Raw genomic sequence first — 14,316 nt, forward strand, 5'->3', positions numbered from 1 at the left:
GAACCTTAAAGCCTTCCTAATGCGACCAGTTTTGTTACATACTTCCCAACGATGTCAAATTCCAGATTTACCTGATTTCCTACTTTTAGTGTATGCATAGCGGTGTGATCGAAAGTATAGGGTATGATCGCTACCGAGAAGGTATCTTTTCTTGAATCTACTACCGTTAAACTGATACCATTTACAGCTATAGAGCCTTTTTCTACCGTGATATTTCCGATCGACGAATCGTATTGGAAGGTGTATAACCAACTACCGTTTTCATCCTTAATTTCGGTACAGACAGCGGTTTGATCAACATGACCCTGAACAATATGGCCGTCTAAGCGACTTCCAACCATCGTACACCGTTCTAAATTTAATTTGTCTCCCACTTCTAGCTTATCGAGGTTACTTTTCATTAAAGTTTCCTGAATTGCGGTTACCGTATGCTGACCGGGATTTAAGGCTACTACAGTTAGGCAAACTCCGTTATGAGAAACACTTTGATCAATTTTTAAATCATCGGAAATATTGGAGGCTATCGTTAAATGTAAGTTTGTATTTTCCCGTTTTATATTTTTTATAATTCCCAGCGTTTCGATTATACCTGTAAACATGTCTTCGATTTTTTTAACAAAGGTACGTTTCCGTTCGAAATCCTAAAACTATTGCACCTAAAGAGATGACTAATTGTAAAAAGTACACTATATATTGGATAAAATATTGAAAACTAAAAACTTACTTATTGGTGTATTAAGTTGTGTTTTTAAACTATTTTTAAATATGGTATAGTAAAATTGTGTATTAATTTTTTTGTATTTATTTGTAATAATATCCTGAAAGGTGTATTTTGTGCCACGATTTTCAGGTTTTGCGGCGTAGAATGGTTTTGAACGCTAGCTAAAAAGGGAATTTTTTAAATTAGAAAATGATATAAATCAATATTAACTAAAACCAATAACATGATCATTATTGCAGATGGCGGTTCAACCAAAACGAATTGGTGCCTGATCAATGACTCCGGTAAAAAAATCTATTTCAACACTGAAGGGTACAATCCTTATTTTGTATCGAGCGATTACATTGTAAGTTCTTTGAAAAAAGGACTTCCAAAAGATTTGCCATTTGGTGAGGTAAAGGAGGTCAACTATTACGGTGCGGGGGTTCACAATGAAGAAAAAGCAGCTATTGTTGCAATGGCTATCAAACAAGTATTTAGTCAATCGGAGGTATTTGTAGGACACGATTTGTTGGCAGCCGCCAGAGCTTTGTTAAAAGATAAAGCCGGTTTTGCAGCCATTTTAGGGACAGGTACCAATACCTGTATCTACGACGGGAAAGACATTATTCAGAATATTGATTCGGCGGCATATATCTTAGGCGACGAGGGTAGTGGTTGCTACATTGGAAAAAAACTACTGACAGATTATGTGCGAGGTTATATGCCTGCTGACGTAAGAGAGGTTTTCTGGGAAACATTCAAACTCACACCTGATGATGTTATGGACGCTGTTTACACGAAACCTTTAGCGAACCGGTTTTGCGCGAGTTTTAGTAAATTCGTTTATGATATTATGATTAATATCGAATATTCAAGAGGCTTGGTTAAAAGCTCCTTTGAAGATTTCTTTAAGAACTTGGTGGTTCATTATCCAGAATATCAGAACTATTCATTCAACTGTATTGGTTCCGTAGCTTATAATTTCAGAAATGTACTAGAGGAAACGGCACATGAATATGGTATGGAATTCGGTAGGATTGTACGTTCACCTATCGATGACCTGGTGAAATTTCATCAAGAAAAAATCAATGCTTAAAAATATTGACTAATTACAAAAAAGGGGTGGTTGCTAATCACCCCTTTTTATTTAAGAGAAATTTAGCTCATTCTTAAAGATCTTATTGTATTTGCGCTTATCAAACTTGTACAATTTTGCAGCGCGATAAGATACTCCTTTTTGTTTCTCATCCAATTCTTTCAGGACGTTGTATTTAAGCATTTTCTTTCTAAAGTTTCTTTTATCCAACTTTTTATCCCAGATAGCCTCATAAAGCTGCTGCAGTTGGGTGAGTGTAAATTTCTCTGGAAGCAACTCAAAAGCTATCGGGCTGTGGCTTACTTTACGCCGTATTTTTTCGATACTTTTTTCTATAATATTTCGGTGATCAAAAGCAAGTTCCGGTAAGTTATTTAACGGATGCCATTGTGCTTTTCTTACATAATTGGTAGACGGTTTCGGATTGATATTAACAGCCTCCAGCCGCAACATTGCATAATAGGCCACCGTAATAATTCTTCCTTGAGGATGCCTTTTTAGGTCACCAAAGGTATAGAGCTGCTCCATATAAATTCCCTTTAACCCGGTATGTTCAAGTAAAATACGTTTCACAGCATCATCGATGGTTTCATTGTGTTCAACAAAAAAACCGGGCAGTCCCCACCAATCTTTGAAAGGATACTCATTTCTTTCAATTAAAAGGACCTTCAGCTCACCTTCGTTAAAACCAAAAATAACACAGTCAGCCGTAAATATAGATTGTAGATGTGGTAAGTTTGATTGCAAAATTTTGTTTTTTAAGGTTCAATTAAAATATTCAATTATCAGTTTCGATAGTCGCTTATAAAATTCAGCAATAGTTTGCTAATTTCAAAACGCTACTTACTTTAGGCAAATAAAGTCAAAGTTATGGAAGAAAACTACAAAAGCAAAAAACTTGTCCCGATCTAGTTCGTTTTTTTGTATTTTTAGAACGTTTGTATAAGGGAATGTAAAGAGGTTCAAAAAAAGTAAAAAAAAATACAAATAAATAGCAATAGTGTAAGAAATACACCTTATATTCGTGCTTTAGATGTGAAGTGGAGCAACCTAATATGCAAGCTGACGCTATATTTTACTAAGCACTGCTGAGGTGTTTCTTCAGTTCATAATGAAAGTTAAATTCAAGTGAAACCTATATAGATATTTTACAGTGAACAATTCAATCAAACGTATAGGCGTATTTACTTCAGGGGGAGATGCTCCAGGGATGAACGCATGTATTCGGGCGGTAGTTCGTACCGCCATTTATGAAGGTAAGAAGGTAAGTGGTATATTACATGGATATCAGGGAATGATCGATGGTAATATCATCGATATGAATAGTCGTTCAGTCAGTAATATTCTTCAATTGGGCGGAACTATATTAAAGACGGCTCGTTGCTTGGATTTCAGAACACCTGAAGGACGTAAGAAAGCCTATGACAATATAACAGCACAGGGAATAGACGCTTTGGTTGCTATTGGAGGTGATGGGACTTTTACAGGGGCCGAGGTATTTTCAAGAGAATACGATATTCCGGTAGTGGGGGTTCCGGGTACAATAGATAACGATTTATATGGATCAGATTTTACATTGGGATACGATACGGCTAACAATACGGTAATTGATGCGATTGATAAGATTCGTGATACGGCGGCTTCTCATGATCGTCTGTTTTTTATTGAAGTTATGGGGCGGGATTCCGGTTGTATTGCATTGAATTGTGGTATAGCAGGAGGTGCTGAAGCAATTCTACTACCCGAAAAGGAAACGGGTATTGACGAACTTATCCAAAAATTGGAAAATGCCGCAAAAGACAAGAAGACGTCTACTATCGTTATTGTTGCAGAGGGTGATAAAAATGGTGGTGCATATAATGTAGCTAAAAGGGTTCAGGAAAAATTTGATTTTTATGATGCTAAAGTGACGATTTTAGGTCATTTGCAAAGAGGAGGGTCACCTAGCAGCTTTGACAGAGTATTGGCGAGCAGATTGGGTTTTGGAGCAGTAAAACGATTGTTGCGAGGTGAAACAAGAATCATGGTAGGCTTGCGTGGAAACGATATTGTAACGACTCCGTTAGAAGTGGCGCTCCGAAGTAAGGAATTTAAATTGGCGGACGATATGATTGAAATGATGAATGTTTTAGCCATTTAATCGATTGAAATGATTGCTGTTGTTTATAGTGGCTCAAGGTTTGCAGATTGGCGGTTAGCTGAAAAGGGGAAAGTAATTGCCGGATTTAAAACTATGGGAATCAATCCTTATCATAATGATGAGCGGTACATCGGTCAGGTTTTGAACAAAAACAACAGTTTAATAAACTATGCCGAGAAAATTAAGAAGATTTATTTCTTTGGCGCGGGCGCTTCTTCTGATGAACGAAAGGAGACTGTTTATAATGCTTTTAAGGAGTTTTTCCGCTACAGCAAAATTCTTGTTGAGCACGACATGCTGGCAGCTGCACTTGCGACTGGAGGCAATGAGCAAGCGCTTGTCGGTATTCTGGGCAGTGGCTCAAACGCAGCCTATTACGATGGCAAAAGAATTTATGACACTAATTATGGCTTAGGGTATATCTTGGCGGATGAAGGTTCGGCCAATTGGATGGGAAGATATCTGCTGCGAAATTATTTGTCGGAAACACTACCTATTGATCTTGAGAACAAATTTACCAGCTACTATCCGTTGGATCGGAAGCAAATTATGGACAAGGTATATAGAAATCCAAATGCCGCATTGTTTTTAAGTTCTTTTGCAGACTTTGTTGCAGAACAAAAAGATCATGAGTTCGTTCATAATATGGTAATGGAAGGTTTCAGCTTGTTGTTTGAAACCTATTTTGTCCCATTAAAGGAAAAGTATCATTATCCGAAAATAAATTTTACCGGAAGTGTGGCTGCCGGTTATGAGCCTTGGTTAAGGCAAGCCGCCAATGACCATGATATGGAGGTTGGGGTTGTTATCAAAGAGCCAATTCACAATCTTTTAAATTATTATTTAAATAAAAATTAGTTAAAATGAAAATTGGAATTAATGGATTTGGACGTATAGGACGTCTTGCATTTAGGGCTGCTATCAATCGTGAAGGTATCGAAGTTGTTGGTATCAATGATCTGGTTGATCCGGAATACATGGCTTATATGTTAAAATACGATTCTACACATGGTCGTTTTGATGGAACTGTAGAAGCGAAAGACGGAAATTTGATCGTTAATGGAAAGACCATTCGTGTAACAGCTGAAAAAGATCCTGCAAACTTGAAATGGGGCGATGTTGGTGCTGAAGTCATTGTTGAATCAACCGGTTTGTTTCTTACTCAGGAAAGTGCTCAAAAGCATATTGATGCGGGAGCAAAGAAAGTAGTGATGTCAGCACCAGCTAAAGACGATACGCCTACTTTTGTAATGGGTGTAAATCATAAAGAATTAAAAGCAGATCAGCATATCGTTTCAAATGCGTCCTGTACCACTAACTGTTTAGCTCCGCTTGTTAAAGTGTTGCATGATAAATGGGGTATTGCTGAAGGCTTAATGAGTACAGTTCATGCTGTTACTGCTACGCAAAAGACAGTTGATGGTCCTTCTGTAAAAGATTGGAGAGGCGGTCGCGGTGCTTATCAGAATATTATCCCCTCTTCTACCGGTGCTGCTAAAGCGGTAGGCTTGGTTATCCCATCTATTAAAGGTAAATTAACAGGTATGTCTTTCCGTGTTCCGGTTCCTGATGTATCTGTTGTGGATTTGACAGCTCGCTTAGAAAAACCTGCTACATACGAAGAAATTAAACAGGCATTCAAAGACGCTTCGGAGGGTGAGTTGAAAGGTATTCTAGGATACACAGAAGAAGACGTAGTTTCAGAAGATTTTAAAGGCGATGCCAGAACGTCTATTTTCGATGCGAAAGCAGGTATTGCTTTGAATGATAATTTCGTGAAAGTAGTTTCTTGGTATGATAACGAATGGGGTTACTCAAATAAATTGATTGACTTGGTTCAAGAAATTGGTAAACTGTAAGGTTAATTAGCTAATTAGCCAATTGGCTAATTAGCTAATCTTAACGATTCAGTAAGTCAACAATTCGACGGATTTTATTTTCGTTGCTTACTTCAACCACATTACCCATATTAGCTATGGCCGGATTGTGGTAAATCATCTTGCTTTCAATGGGTGTTTTTGCAGATAGATGATATTCTTTGGCGCTGGTTGTTTCCTTCAATATAAGAATATTCTGCTCGTTGATGCCTGAACCAGGCATAATATTTATTCTACCTGCCGATCTGTCAACCAAAACCTTTAGAAAAGAACTGCCTTCTATCGCTGTATTATGCATGCCTGACGTAAGTATACGCTCGCAACCACAATTGATAATGTCCTCTAATGCTTTCAAACCATCGTTGCTGCAATCGAAAGCTCTATGGAATGTGACTCCCATCGGGTTCGCTAGATTGACAAGTTCCTTTGTTCGTTTAGTATCGACATTTCCATATTGATCCAATAAGCCAATGACCACACCGTCACAACCAAGTTTTTTGCAGATTTTGATATCTTCTTTCATAACGGAGAACTCGTCATCAGAATAAAAAAAATCTCCCGATCGTGGTCGGATTAGTACATATACTTTTATGTCAAGTTGTTTACGAACGCTTATTATTGTCCCATAAGAAGGTGTCGTTCCACCCTCGTTTAAATTCTCGCAAAGCTCTATACGTTGCGCGCCCCCGTTTTGAGCGGCTAAAGCTGACGCAAGTGAATTTGCACATATTTCGAGTATCATCGGTATTTGCTCTTAGTTATTCGTTACTGGTTACTTCTTGTCGGTTCTTTGTAAGAAACGTGATTGCAGTTCTTAACTTTCAACACATGTATTTAATATATACTTTTCCCTTTAATCAGCAGATCTTGCCGCTCTTCATTACATACAGCGAAGGAGAAGCCTTGTTGTAGTGCGTAAGCTCCATATTCACCTTGTTTATTCATAGCCAAAAATCCGACTTGGATTTCCTTTGCCTTTTCTGGTTTTTTCTTAACTATTCGCTGTACAGCTTCTTTACAAGCTTCTTCAGGTGAATAGCCCTGACGCATTAATTCAACAACCAAAAAACTTCCCACTGTTCTAACTACTTCTTCACCAACACCTGTGGAAGTGGCGGCTCCAATTTCATTATCTACATACAATCCAGCCCCAATAATGGGACTGTCACCCACTCGACCATGCATTTTAAAAGCCATTCCACTGGTGGTACAGGCACCACTAAAATTGCCTTGACTATCCAAAGCTAGCATACCTATTGTGTCGTGATTGTATTGATTTCCGGGTAGTTTGTTAGGTGAGAAGTGCTGATTTTCTATATTCATGATCGGTTTATATTCGGCTTTTTTCAACCATTCCTTCCACGCGTTTTCTGATTCTTTTGTTAACAGGTTTTCCTTTTGAAATCCATTTTCCAATGCGAATTGAAGGGCACCGTCACCCGCAAGCATTACGTGGGGTGTTTTTTCCATCACCAATCGGGCTACTGAAATGGCGTGTGTAATATGCTCCATCGCGAGTACTGCCCCGCAGTTTCCCTGCTCATCCATAATACACGCATCTAAAGTGACATGTCCGTCGCGATCCGGATAACCTCCTTTACCAACGGTAACATTCTTGAGATCAGCTTCTGGTACCTTCACACCGGCCTCTACCGCGTCTAGAGCACGGCCACCCTTTTTTAATATTTTCCATGCTGCTTGATTTGCAGCAACTCCGAAATCCCAGGTAGAGACAACAATAGGTCGAGCCAATTTCGCCGTGAGGATCTTAGAACGCTGACTACCATATGTTTCATTTGCGATGCCCAAAGCAACTGTTCCAATAATGCCTTGATGAATGAATTTTCTCCGATTAATCATGCTTGTGCTGTTTATACGGATGCAAACATAAAAAAAGTCTTTAGAAAAATACGCGCGCTATCTACTTATTAAATAATCTTTACGAACTGCATTGTCTTGCGGTTTTTAAATAAAAATATGCAAAATATTTGCTCTCTTTAACATATAACTTAATTTAGTGTGAAAATATCCCATCTAATCATCATGAGAAGAATAAATATGCTTGTTCTGTTTGCTTTAGGATTTTATTCAGTGGCAAAGGCACAATCCGATTCGCTCCTGGAAACAAAAATTGCCCATCTCCTGGAGGTCACTCGTGGTAAATATACACTTGACAAAAGAACAGTTGTGTTCGAACTTCATCGTGACTCACTGGGACGACATATACTCGAAACAAGTGATCGTACAGCCGCTGCCTATTTCAGTCAACAGTACAAGAAAGCCAATATTAATCAAGCACTGTTTATCAGCTATTTGCCTGATACAGCTTTACGAGATACCGTTTTCGGTTTAATTAATGTTTCTGTTGGCAATATGCGTACCGAACCCAAAAATACTGCGGAAATGGCAAGCCAGGCTTTATTAGGATGGCCTATTGATGTGTTGAAAGAAGAGAAAGGCTATTACTTAGTTCGGACAATTGACGGCTATATCAGTTGGTTAGATGCGGCAGCTATTGCTTTAAAAACAAAAAATGAAATAGAAAAATGGAATAGACAGAAAAAAATAATAGTTACGTCCGATTATGGACATGTTTATAGTGAGCAAGATAAAAAGTCGTTGCGGGTTTCAGATATAGTAATGGGAAATATATTGATCGCGGAGGAGGAGTATAAAGATTTTTTTAAAGTAGTTTTCCCCGATGGTAGACGAGGCTACGTCGATAGAACTGCAGCAATGAGTTACAATGATTGGAAGCATGGGCTTCATCCAACGGCAGAAACCGTTTTGGAAATTGCTAAAACAATGATGGGGGTACCTTATCTATGGGGCGGAACATCCGTTAAAGGAGTCGATTGCAGTGGATTTACAAAAACGGCTTATCTCATGAATGGTTTTATTATACCTAGAGATGCTTCACAGCAGGTTTTAGTCGGCAAACCAGTTGATATTTTAACCAATGAAAAATTTGACTTGTCCAAATCGTTGAAAAACTTAAACGCCGGAGATCTTTTATTTTTTGCCAGCGGAAGAAATGGACATCCCAATGCCAAAGTGACGCATGTAGCACTATACATGGGGAACGGCACATTCATTCATGCCGCTGGTAAGGTAAGAATCAACAGTATGGTGCCCGGGAATTTCAATTATGACGATTTCGAAAGCAGGACAGTGGTGGCCGCTCGCCGTTATTTGGTAAATCAGGAACTAAAGGGAATAAAGAAGATAGAATAATTGGAAAAATTAACATCAACTTTTATGGCATTTAGCAGCAAACACCGCTCTTGAAAAAAGATCAGGTAACTTAGGCATGTGTTCACAATTGCTGCAGGTTCTAGAAGTACAATACCTATTATACTAACCGATTTGTGTATTTCGGTATGGTTGTAAGTACTCTTTTTATTTAACTACTGAATATAGTTTTTGAAATCTAGCTCCAGTTCTTTCGACAGGTCGATCAAATAACCATTAACGATGGCGTATACCGGTTTCCCATCCTTCGCCAAAAAGAAGTTTGCCTGACTTCCTAGATTTGGACTATTGCCATAAATTGTTCCGTTACCAGTTAGAAGAAGGGGCCATTTGTGATGTTTGTTGATTGCCACATTTCTAACTTGTACAGCAAGATAGCCAGCTCTTAACAAATCCATTACCTTTTCTTTTGTAAGTTCTTTAGGATGATTTATAGCACTCGGATATATTTTTCCCTTCATAAAATGTAACCCTTTTGCATCCAACTCCTCATAGCCGTAGCTATCTTTCAAATCACCTACATCATCAATTCTTCCCCTGATATAAAAGGTGCTATCCGGTGCATTTAACTCATCTCTTTTAATCGCTAAATCAACGGAATAACTTATCGAATCCCGTTCAGCCCGGATATTCTTTATTAATAAGTCACTCAATTTAGTAGCATTTTCGGGAATATCTTTATAGGCGTCTTGTTCGTATTGGACATAACTTTCCTGCGCAATTTCAATTAAGGCATTCAAGATAATCAAAAAGTTTAGTTTTCGAATATATTGCTTTTCAGGGTCATTTTTGTAACCTCCTGACTCGATGAGCACGGTACTAGCCCCCCATTTTTGAAAATTGTCACCGAAACCGCGTGGTTCGTGCGTGTCGTCATATTTGGCTACCCCATGAGGGATATATTGTTGCAGGAGTTTGTTCATGCCAACAATAAGTTGCATCGCTTTGCCTCGAACATCGTTAATGTCTTTCTCGTGGTTGTAGGCGGGTGCCAAGAACGATATGGTAGCAGGGTTTCCTGTACCAGGTACATTATAGTAAATATGCTGATCATGTAAATTAAAGCCAAATGCGGGTTTATTGGTTTCTGCAGCCTCTTTCAGAATGCGTGCTTCAGGAGTAGCTGTTTCGCGGGCGTCCCGATTTAAATCAATATCCAACGCATTTCTTCGGTTGAAAATTTCAGCCCCGTCGGGATTAATCATGGGAAGGAAGTATAAGGTCGTATTTTCACTTAATAAGGAGCGAATAGTGTCAAATTGATCATTTGCACCTTCTAAAAAATTAAAAAGATCAAATAAAGCCATGGTCGCTGTACTTTCATTCCCATGCATTTGTGACCACAACATCACACGCTTATCGCCCGTGCCATATTTTAATTGATAGAGTGTTCTTTTCTGTACTGACTGACCCAACTTGGTTACTTCAAATAATTTGCCTTCTTCTCGTTTTAAGATGAGTGGCTCTATATCGGTATGTTTAAATCGACGGTGGGTAAGACTTTTTTCCTTAAAAGCTTCAAAAGCACTGGTTAACATGGTAGTATCGGGGTTATAGGTGTTTTTGTTATTAAGGTTGGATTTCTCTTGTTGACAGGAGCTTATAGCGAGTAAAGTAAAGAAAATGATTGTTATGTACTTCATATCAGTAGGGGATTGTTACCTGTAAACCGCCATGTAAAGAAATCATCTTAACCTGTATTTTCCTTAAACAAAAAAGGTGCCTTCATTCCTATTTCTCTCCAGTTCCTGACATGACACAATAATGCTTGTTTTTCCATTTCGTACAATTGGTAATTTCAATTTACCGTTAATCACTAGTTCCGCTCAAATAGCAAACGTTTTCCCGGAGCGTCACTTACAATCTTATTATCATTAAAAGCCAGATTCCCTGACACGATGGTATGTGTAATGGACGATTTAAAAGTATGTCCATCAAATGGCGACCAGCCGCACTTTGATAAAATATTAGCGGGACTTACCGTATAAGGTTTGTTCAGATCAACCAATACAAGATCGGCGAAATACCCTTCACGAATAAAACCCCTATTTTCAACCTGAAAGCAAATCGCGGTATTATGCGCAGTTTTTTGAGCAATATCCGCCAAGGTTAACTTTCCTTCATGATACAGATCAAGTAGTGCCTGTAAAGCATGTTGAACCAAAGGTCCTCCTGAAGGCGCTTCAAGATAGGGTTTAGATTTTTCCTCCAATGTATGAGGTGCGTGGTCAGTAGCTATTACATCCAATCTCCCATCTAATACAGCCTTTAGAATTTCTTTTTGATCCTCTTTGGTTTTTACAGCAGGATTCCATTTGATTAAATTTCCCTTATTTTTATAATCCTGGTCATTAAACCACAGGTGATGAATACAGGCTTCAGCGGTTATTTTTTTGTCTTTAAGTGGTATGTCGTTGTTAAATAGCAGCGTTTCCTTTGCTGTTGAAATATGTAAAATATGCAAGCGTGTACCAAATCTCTTGGCCAAGGCAACCGCACTTGACGAGGATAAATAACAAGCTTCAGCAGATCTGATTAAAGGATGCATGTCGGGATTCAATTCGTTGCCATAACGATCCTTGAAATAGGCCAAATTTTGCCTAATTGTTGCTTCATCTTCACAATGCGTCGCAATAAGAATCGGGGCATTTTTAAAGATAGCTTCTAACGTTTTCTCATTATCAACCAGCATATTCCCGGTTGACGATCCCATGAAGACTTTGATACCACAGACATCTCTGGGGCTTGTTTTCAAAACCTCCTCCAGATTGTTATTGGCGGCCCCCATAAAAAAGGAATAATTCGCTAAGGAAGTCCTTGAGGCAATACGGTATTTATCCTCTAATAATTCTTGTGTTAAGGTGTTGGGGACTGTATTGGGCATTTCCATAAAACTAGTCGTACCGCCAGCCACCGCGGCCCTGCTTTCATGCCATATGTCCGCCTTATGCGTTAAACCAGGCTCTCGAAAATGAACTTGGTCGTCGATGAGGCCGGGGAAAAGATAGAGCCCTTCCGCACGAATGACATGATCGGCAGGATGGTTGATTTCGGAAGAAATCATTTCAATTATTCCATGGTTTATATACAGATCGGCTACCTGAGTCGTTCCTTCATTTACGATAGTTGCGGCTTTGATTAAAATGGATGACATATATATTGTTCAGTATGAAGAGTCAAACTTAGACAAAATTGACTTCATAAACAATTTTATCCAATCCGATCAATTCTCTATCTTTGTAGGCTATGCATAAATCATTTGAGGACTTTAAGTTTAACAGGCAAATACTGAACGCAATAGCAGAAGCGGAATATAGGGAACCTACACCCATTCAGCAAAAAGCAATTACGCCTATACTTGCAGGACAGGACGTTATGGGGATTGCGCAAACAGGTACGGGAAAAACAGCCGCTTATGTCCTACCGATGATCATGAAACTCAAATATGCACAAGGATCTGATCCAAGAGCATTGATTTTATCACCCACCAGAGAACTGGCGATGCAAATTGAGGCGAATATTCAGCTTTTTGCAAAATATACAGATTTACGTACCGTTGTACTTTATGGAGGTTTGGGCCCCAAACCACAGATAGAAGCACTTACGAAGGGGGTGGATATTCTAGTGGCTACTCCAGGGAGATTTTTAGATCTGTATTTGGCGCAACATATTACTACGAAGCAAATCAAGTTTTTGGTAATGGACGAAGCGGACAAAATGATGGATATGGGTTTTATTGGGAAAATCCATAGAATTCTGGAAGTTGTACCTAGGAAGAGACAAAATTTACTCTTTTCCGCGACGATGAGTGAACTTGTTCATAAGATAGCTGGTGATTTTTTAGCCTTTCCAACGATTGTTGAAGTATCACCACAAGCTACGCCAGCCAATACCGTAAGTCAGCAGCTGTATCTGGTTCCAAATACAAAAACAAAAATTAATCTTTTGCAATATTTGCTAAAAAATGATAAAGACTTTCATCGACTGATTATTTTCTGTAAAACGAAAACGACAGCGGATAATGTCTATCACTTTTTATCCAGGAAGTATGGCGAAGAAGAAGTTCGCGTGATTCATGCCAATAAAGGACAAAATACGCGTATTAATTCTATTAATGCGTTCAAAGAAGGAACGGTGCGAATGCTAGTCGCAACAGATGTGGCAGCTCGGGGGTTGGATGTGAGTGATGTAAGTCATGTTATTAATTTCGATGTTCCTATTGTAATAGAAGATTATGTACATCGTATAGGTCGTACAGGTAGAGCCACTAAATCGGGCGTTGCCATTAGTATGTGTACACCAGCAGAAGAATACTACGTCCAAAAGGTAGAAAAGCTTATTCGCCAACAAATTCCAGTTTTTGACTTACCTGGTGATGTGCTTATAGAAAAGACTTCTTTTGAAGAGCATCAAAAGCAGGCGAGAGAGATCGATATGCAAAAGCGGAAAGAGAATCCCGAATTCAAAGGTGCCTTTCACGAAAAGAAAACAGCGAATAAGAAGACAGATAAAAATAGCAAGAGCAAAACGGCAAGTAAAAAGTCAGCAGGTCGCAATATGAAACACAAGAGATGAAGAACCTACGCCTGACCCCGCTTAATATTGTATGTGCCGTATTTTCCGTTTGGGTATTATGGAGCGTATCCATTCATCAATTAACTTGGAAAAGAGCTGCGCTTGCCCTGCTGTTAATTATTATATTGATCATTGCCGATCAGTTCTTCCGTCTTTTTTTTCAACGGATTAGACGAGTTTGGTTTGTAGAAATAGGCTTTGTAGCTGTTACGATCCTATTGATCTGGTTAATAGGGAGGTGATGTAGATTGAAATCATTCAGTAGATTAAGGAAATAACTAAAATAATATAAAGTGAGAAAAGCAGAAATAAAATTAACAATTGAATTAGATGACGCAAACATTCCTGAAAATATAACCTGGGAGTCGACAGAGGGAGAGAGTAAAGATGCGTTGCCCACCAAGGCGATGTTTTTAGCACTCTGGGATCATCATTACAAAAATGCTTTAAGGATTGATTTATGGACGAAAGAAATGCCGCTCGATGAAATGAAGCGTTTTTTTTATGAAACCCTACAGACCATGGGGGACTCTTTTCTAAGAGCTGCCGGTAGCGATCCTTTAGCAGAGGCTGTCATCGGAGATTTGCGTGATTATTGCGCCCATTTCGCTGAAAAAATGGAAGTAGTACAAGCCGAAAAATAATACGTTCAAAGGAAAACAACCAGTCCATT

14 protein-coding genes are annotated in these 14,316 nt (G+C 38.8%); 8 read left to right on the forward strand and 6 right to left on the reverse strand.

Features of this window, described 5'->3' with window-relative positions; all coding sequences use genetic code 11:
• Positions 1-5: 5 nt before the first annotated feature.
• The gene (locus RYH73_RS21215) at positions 6-599 is read right to left on the reverse strand and encodes a riboflavin synthase (protein WP_335315491.1); all 594 of its coding nucleotides are present in this window, start codon (positions 597-599) and stop codon (positions 6-8) included.
• Between the two features lie 345 nt (positions 600-944).
• On the opposite strand from RYH73_RS21215, the gene RYH73_RS21220 reads away from it, so the two are divergent.
• Positions 945-1,799, forward strand: coding sequence for an N-acetylglucosamine kinase (locus RYH73_RS21220; protein WP_335315492.1), 855 nt, complete (start codon positions 945-947; stop codon positions 1,797-1,799).
• A 51-nt stretch (positions 1,800-1,850) separates the two neighbouring features.
• Here the strand turns inward: RYH73_RS21220 and RYH73_RS21225 are convergent, their stop codons facing one another.
• Entirely contained in the window at positions 1,851-2,546 is a 696-nt protein-coding gene (locus RYH73_RS21225) for an NUDIX hydrolase (RefSeq protein WP_335315493.1), read from the reverse strand.
• 406 nt (positions 2,547-2,952) lie between these two features.
• Between RYH73_RS21225 and pfkA the strand changes: the two genes are divergently transcribed.
• From pfkA to gap, 3 genes are read left to right on the forward strand one after another with little or no spacing between them, the layout of a single operon-like run.
• Complete coding sequence (pfkA, locus tag RYH73_RS21230) at positions 2,953-3,939, forward strand: 6-phosphofructokinase (RefSeq protein WP_335315494.1); 987 nt, start codon at positions 2,953-2,955, stop codon at positions 3,937-3,939.
• Between the two features lie 9 nt (positions 3,940-3,948).
• Positions 3,949-4,797 (forward strand): hypothetical protein, encoded by an 849-nt coding sequence (locus tag RYH73_RS21235; protein ID WP_335315495.1) that lies wholly within the window; start codon positions 3,949-3,951, stop codon positions 4,795-4,797.
• A gap of 5 nt (positions 4,798-4,802) precedes the next feature.
• Positions 4,803-5,798 carry a type I glyceraldehyde-3-phosphate dehydrogenase gene (gap, locus tag RYH73_RS21240; RefSeq protein ID WP_335315496.1) on the forward strand — a complete coding sequence of 332 codons (996 nt, stop codon included), beginning with the start codon at positions 4,803-4,805 and terminating at the stop codon, positions 5,796-5,798.
• A 40-nt stretch (positions 5,799-5,838) separates the two neighbouring features.
• Here the strand turns inward: gap and RYH73_RS21245 are convergent, their stop codons facing one another.
• The gene (locus tag RYH73_RS21245) at positions 5,839-6,558 is read right to left on the reverse strand and encodes a copper homeostasis protein CutC (protein WP_335315497.1); all 720 of its coding nucleotides are present in this window, start codon (positions 6,556-6,558) and stop codon (positions 5,839-5,841) included.
• A 92-nt stretch (positions 6,559-6,650) separates the two neighbouring features.
• A complete protein-coding gene (locus tag RYH73_RS21250) occupies positions 6,651-7,676 on the reverse strand; it encodes a N(4)-(beta-N-acetylglucosaminyl)-L-asparaginase (protein WP_335315498.1) in 1,026 nt (341 codons plus the stop codon).
• 183 nt (positions 7,677-7,859) lie between these two features.
• Here RYH73_RS21250 and RYH73_RS21255 point away from each other — a divergent pair, with 183 nt between their 5' ends.
• The gene (locus RYH73_RS21255) at positions 7,860-9,050 is read left to right on the forward strand and encodes a C40 family peptidase (protein WP_335315499.1); all 1,191 of its coding nucleotides are present in this window, start codon (positions 7,860-7,862) and stop codon (positions 9,048-9,050) included.
• A 173-nt stretch (positions 9,051-9,223) separates the two neighbouring features.
• Here RYH73_RS21255 and RYH73_RS21260 read toward each other — a convergent pair whose 3' ends face one another.
• The gene (locus RYH73_RS21260) at positions 9,224-10,711 is read right to left on the reverse strand and encodes a M14 family zinc carboxypeptidase (RefSeq protein ID WP_335315500.1); all 1,488 of its coding nucleotides are present in this window, start codon (positions 10,709-10,711) and stop codon (positions 9,224-9,226) included.
• Between the two features lie 173 nt (positions 10,712-10,884).
• On the reverse strand, positions 10,885-12,222 hold the full coding sequence (locus RYH73_RS21265; RefSeq protein WP_335315501.1) for a dihydroorotase: 1,338 nt from the start codon (positions 12,220-12,222) through the stop codon (positions 10,885-10,887).
• A gap of 92 nt (positions 12,223-12,314) precedes the next feature.
• Here RYH73_RS21265 and RYH73_RS21270 point away from each other — a divergent pair, with 92 nt between their 5' ends.
• Genes RYH73_RS21270 through gldC form a run of 3 tightly spaced genes read left to right on the forward strand, consistent with a single transcriptional unit; the run spans position 12,315 to position 14,287 of the window.
• The gene (locus RYH73_RS21270) at positions 12,315-13,643 is read left to right on the forward strand and encodes a DEAD/DEAH box helicase (protein WP_335315502.1); all 1,329 of its coding nucleotides are present in this window, start codon (positions 12,315-12,317) and stop codon (positions 13,641-13,643) included.
• On the forward strand, positions 13,640-13,885 hold the full coding sequence (locus RYH73_RS21275; RefSeq protein WP_335315503.1) for a hypothetical protein: 246 nt from the start codon (positions 13,640-13,642) through the stop codon (positions 13,883-13,885). The genes RYH73_RS21270 and RYH73_RS21275 overlap by 4 nt, the downstream gene beginning before the upstream one ends.
• 51 nt (positions 13,886-13,936) lie before the next feature.
• Positions 13,937-14,287 carry a gliding motility protein GldC gene (gene gldC, locus RYH73_RS21280; protein WP_335315504.1) on the forward strand — a complete coding sequence of 117 codons (351 nt, stop codon included), beginning with the start codon at positions 13,937-13,939 and terminating at the stop codon, positions 14,285-14,287.
• Positions 14,288-14,316 lie beyond the last annotated feature (29 nt).

The sequence above is a fragment of the Olivibacter sp. CPCC 100613 genome (assembly GCF_036959255.1).
In the GTDB taxonomy this organism is placed as follows: Bacteria; Bacteroidota; Bacteroidia; order Sphingobacteriales; family Sphingobacteriaceae; genus Olivibacter.

What these genes read in the sequence shown, in the direction of transcription:
- RYH73_RS21215 (WP_335315491.1), bottom strand. Translation starts at nt 599, where the DNA reads ATGTTTACAGGTATAATCGAAACGCTGGGAATTATAAAAAATATAAAA.
- RYH73_RS21220 (WP_335315492.1), top strand. Translation starts at nt 945, where the DNA reads ATGATCATTATTGCAGATGGCGGTTCAACCAAAACGAATTGGTGCCTG.
- RYH73_RS21235 (WP_335315495.1), top strand. Translation starts at nt 3,949, where the DNA reads ATGATTGCTGTTGTTTATAGTGGCTCAAGGTTTGCAGATTGGCGGTTA.
- gap (WP_335315496.1), top strand. Translation starts at nt 4,803, where the DNA reads ATGAAAATTGGAATTAATGGATTTGGACGTATAGGACGTCTTGCATTT.
- RYH73_RS21245 (WP_335315497.1), bottom strand. Translation starts at nt 6,558, where the DNA reads ATGATACTCGAAATATGTGCAAATTCACTTGCGTCAGCTTTAGCCGCT.
- RYH73_RS21250 (WP_335315498.1), bottom strand. Translation starts at nt 7,676, where the DNA reads ATGATTAATCGGAGAAAATTCATTCATCAAGGCATTATTGGAACAGTT.
- RYH73_RS21255 (WP_335315499.1), top strand. Translation starts at nt 7,860, where the DNA reads ATGAGAAGAATAAATATGCTTGTTCTGTTTGCTTTAGGATTTTATTCA.
- RYH73_RS21260 (WP_335315500.1), bottom strand. Translation starts at nt 10,711, where the DNA reads ATGAAGTACATAACAATCATTTTCTTTACTTTACTCGCTATAAGCTCC.
- RYH73_RS21265 (WP_335315501.1), bottom strand. Translation starts at nt 12,222, where the DNA reads ATGTCATCCATTTTAATCAAAGCCGCAACTATCGTAAATGAAGGAACG.
- RYH73_RS21270 (WP_335315502.1), top strand. Translation starts at nt 12,315, where the DNA reads ATGCATAAATCATTTGAGGACTTTAAGTTTAACAGGCAAATACTGAAC.
- RYH73_RS21275 (WP_335315503.1), top strand. Translation starts at nt 13,640, where the DNA reads ATGAAGAACCTACGCCTGACCCCGCTTAATATTGTATGTGCCGTATTT.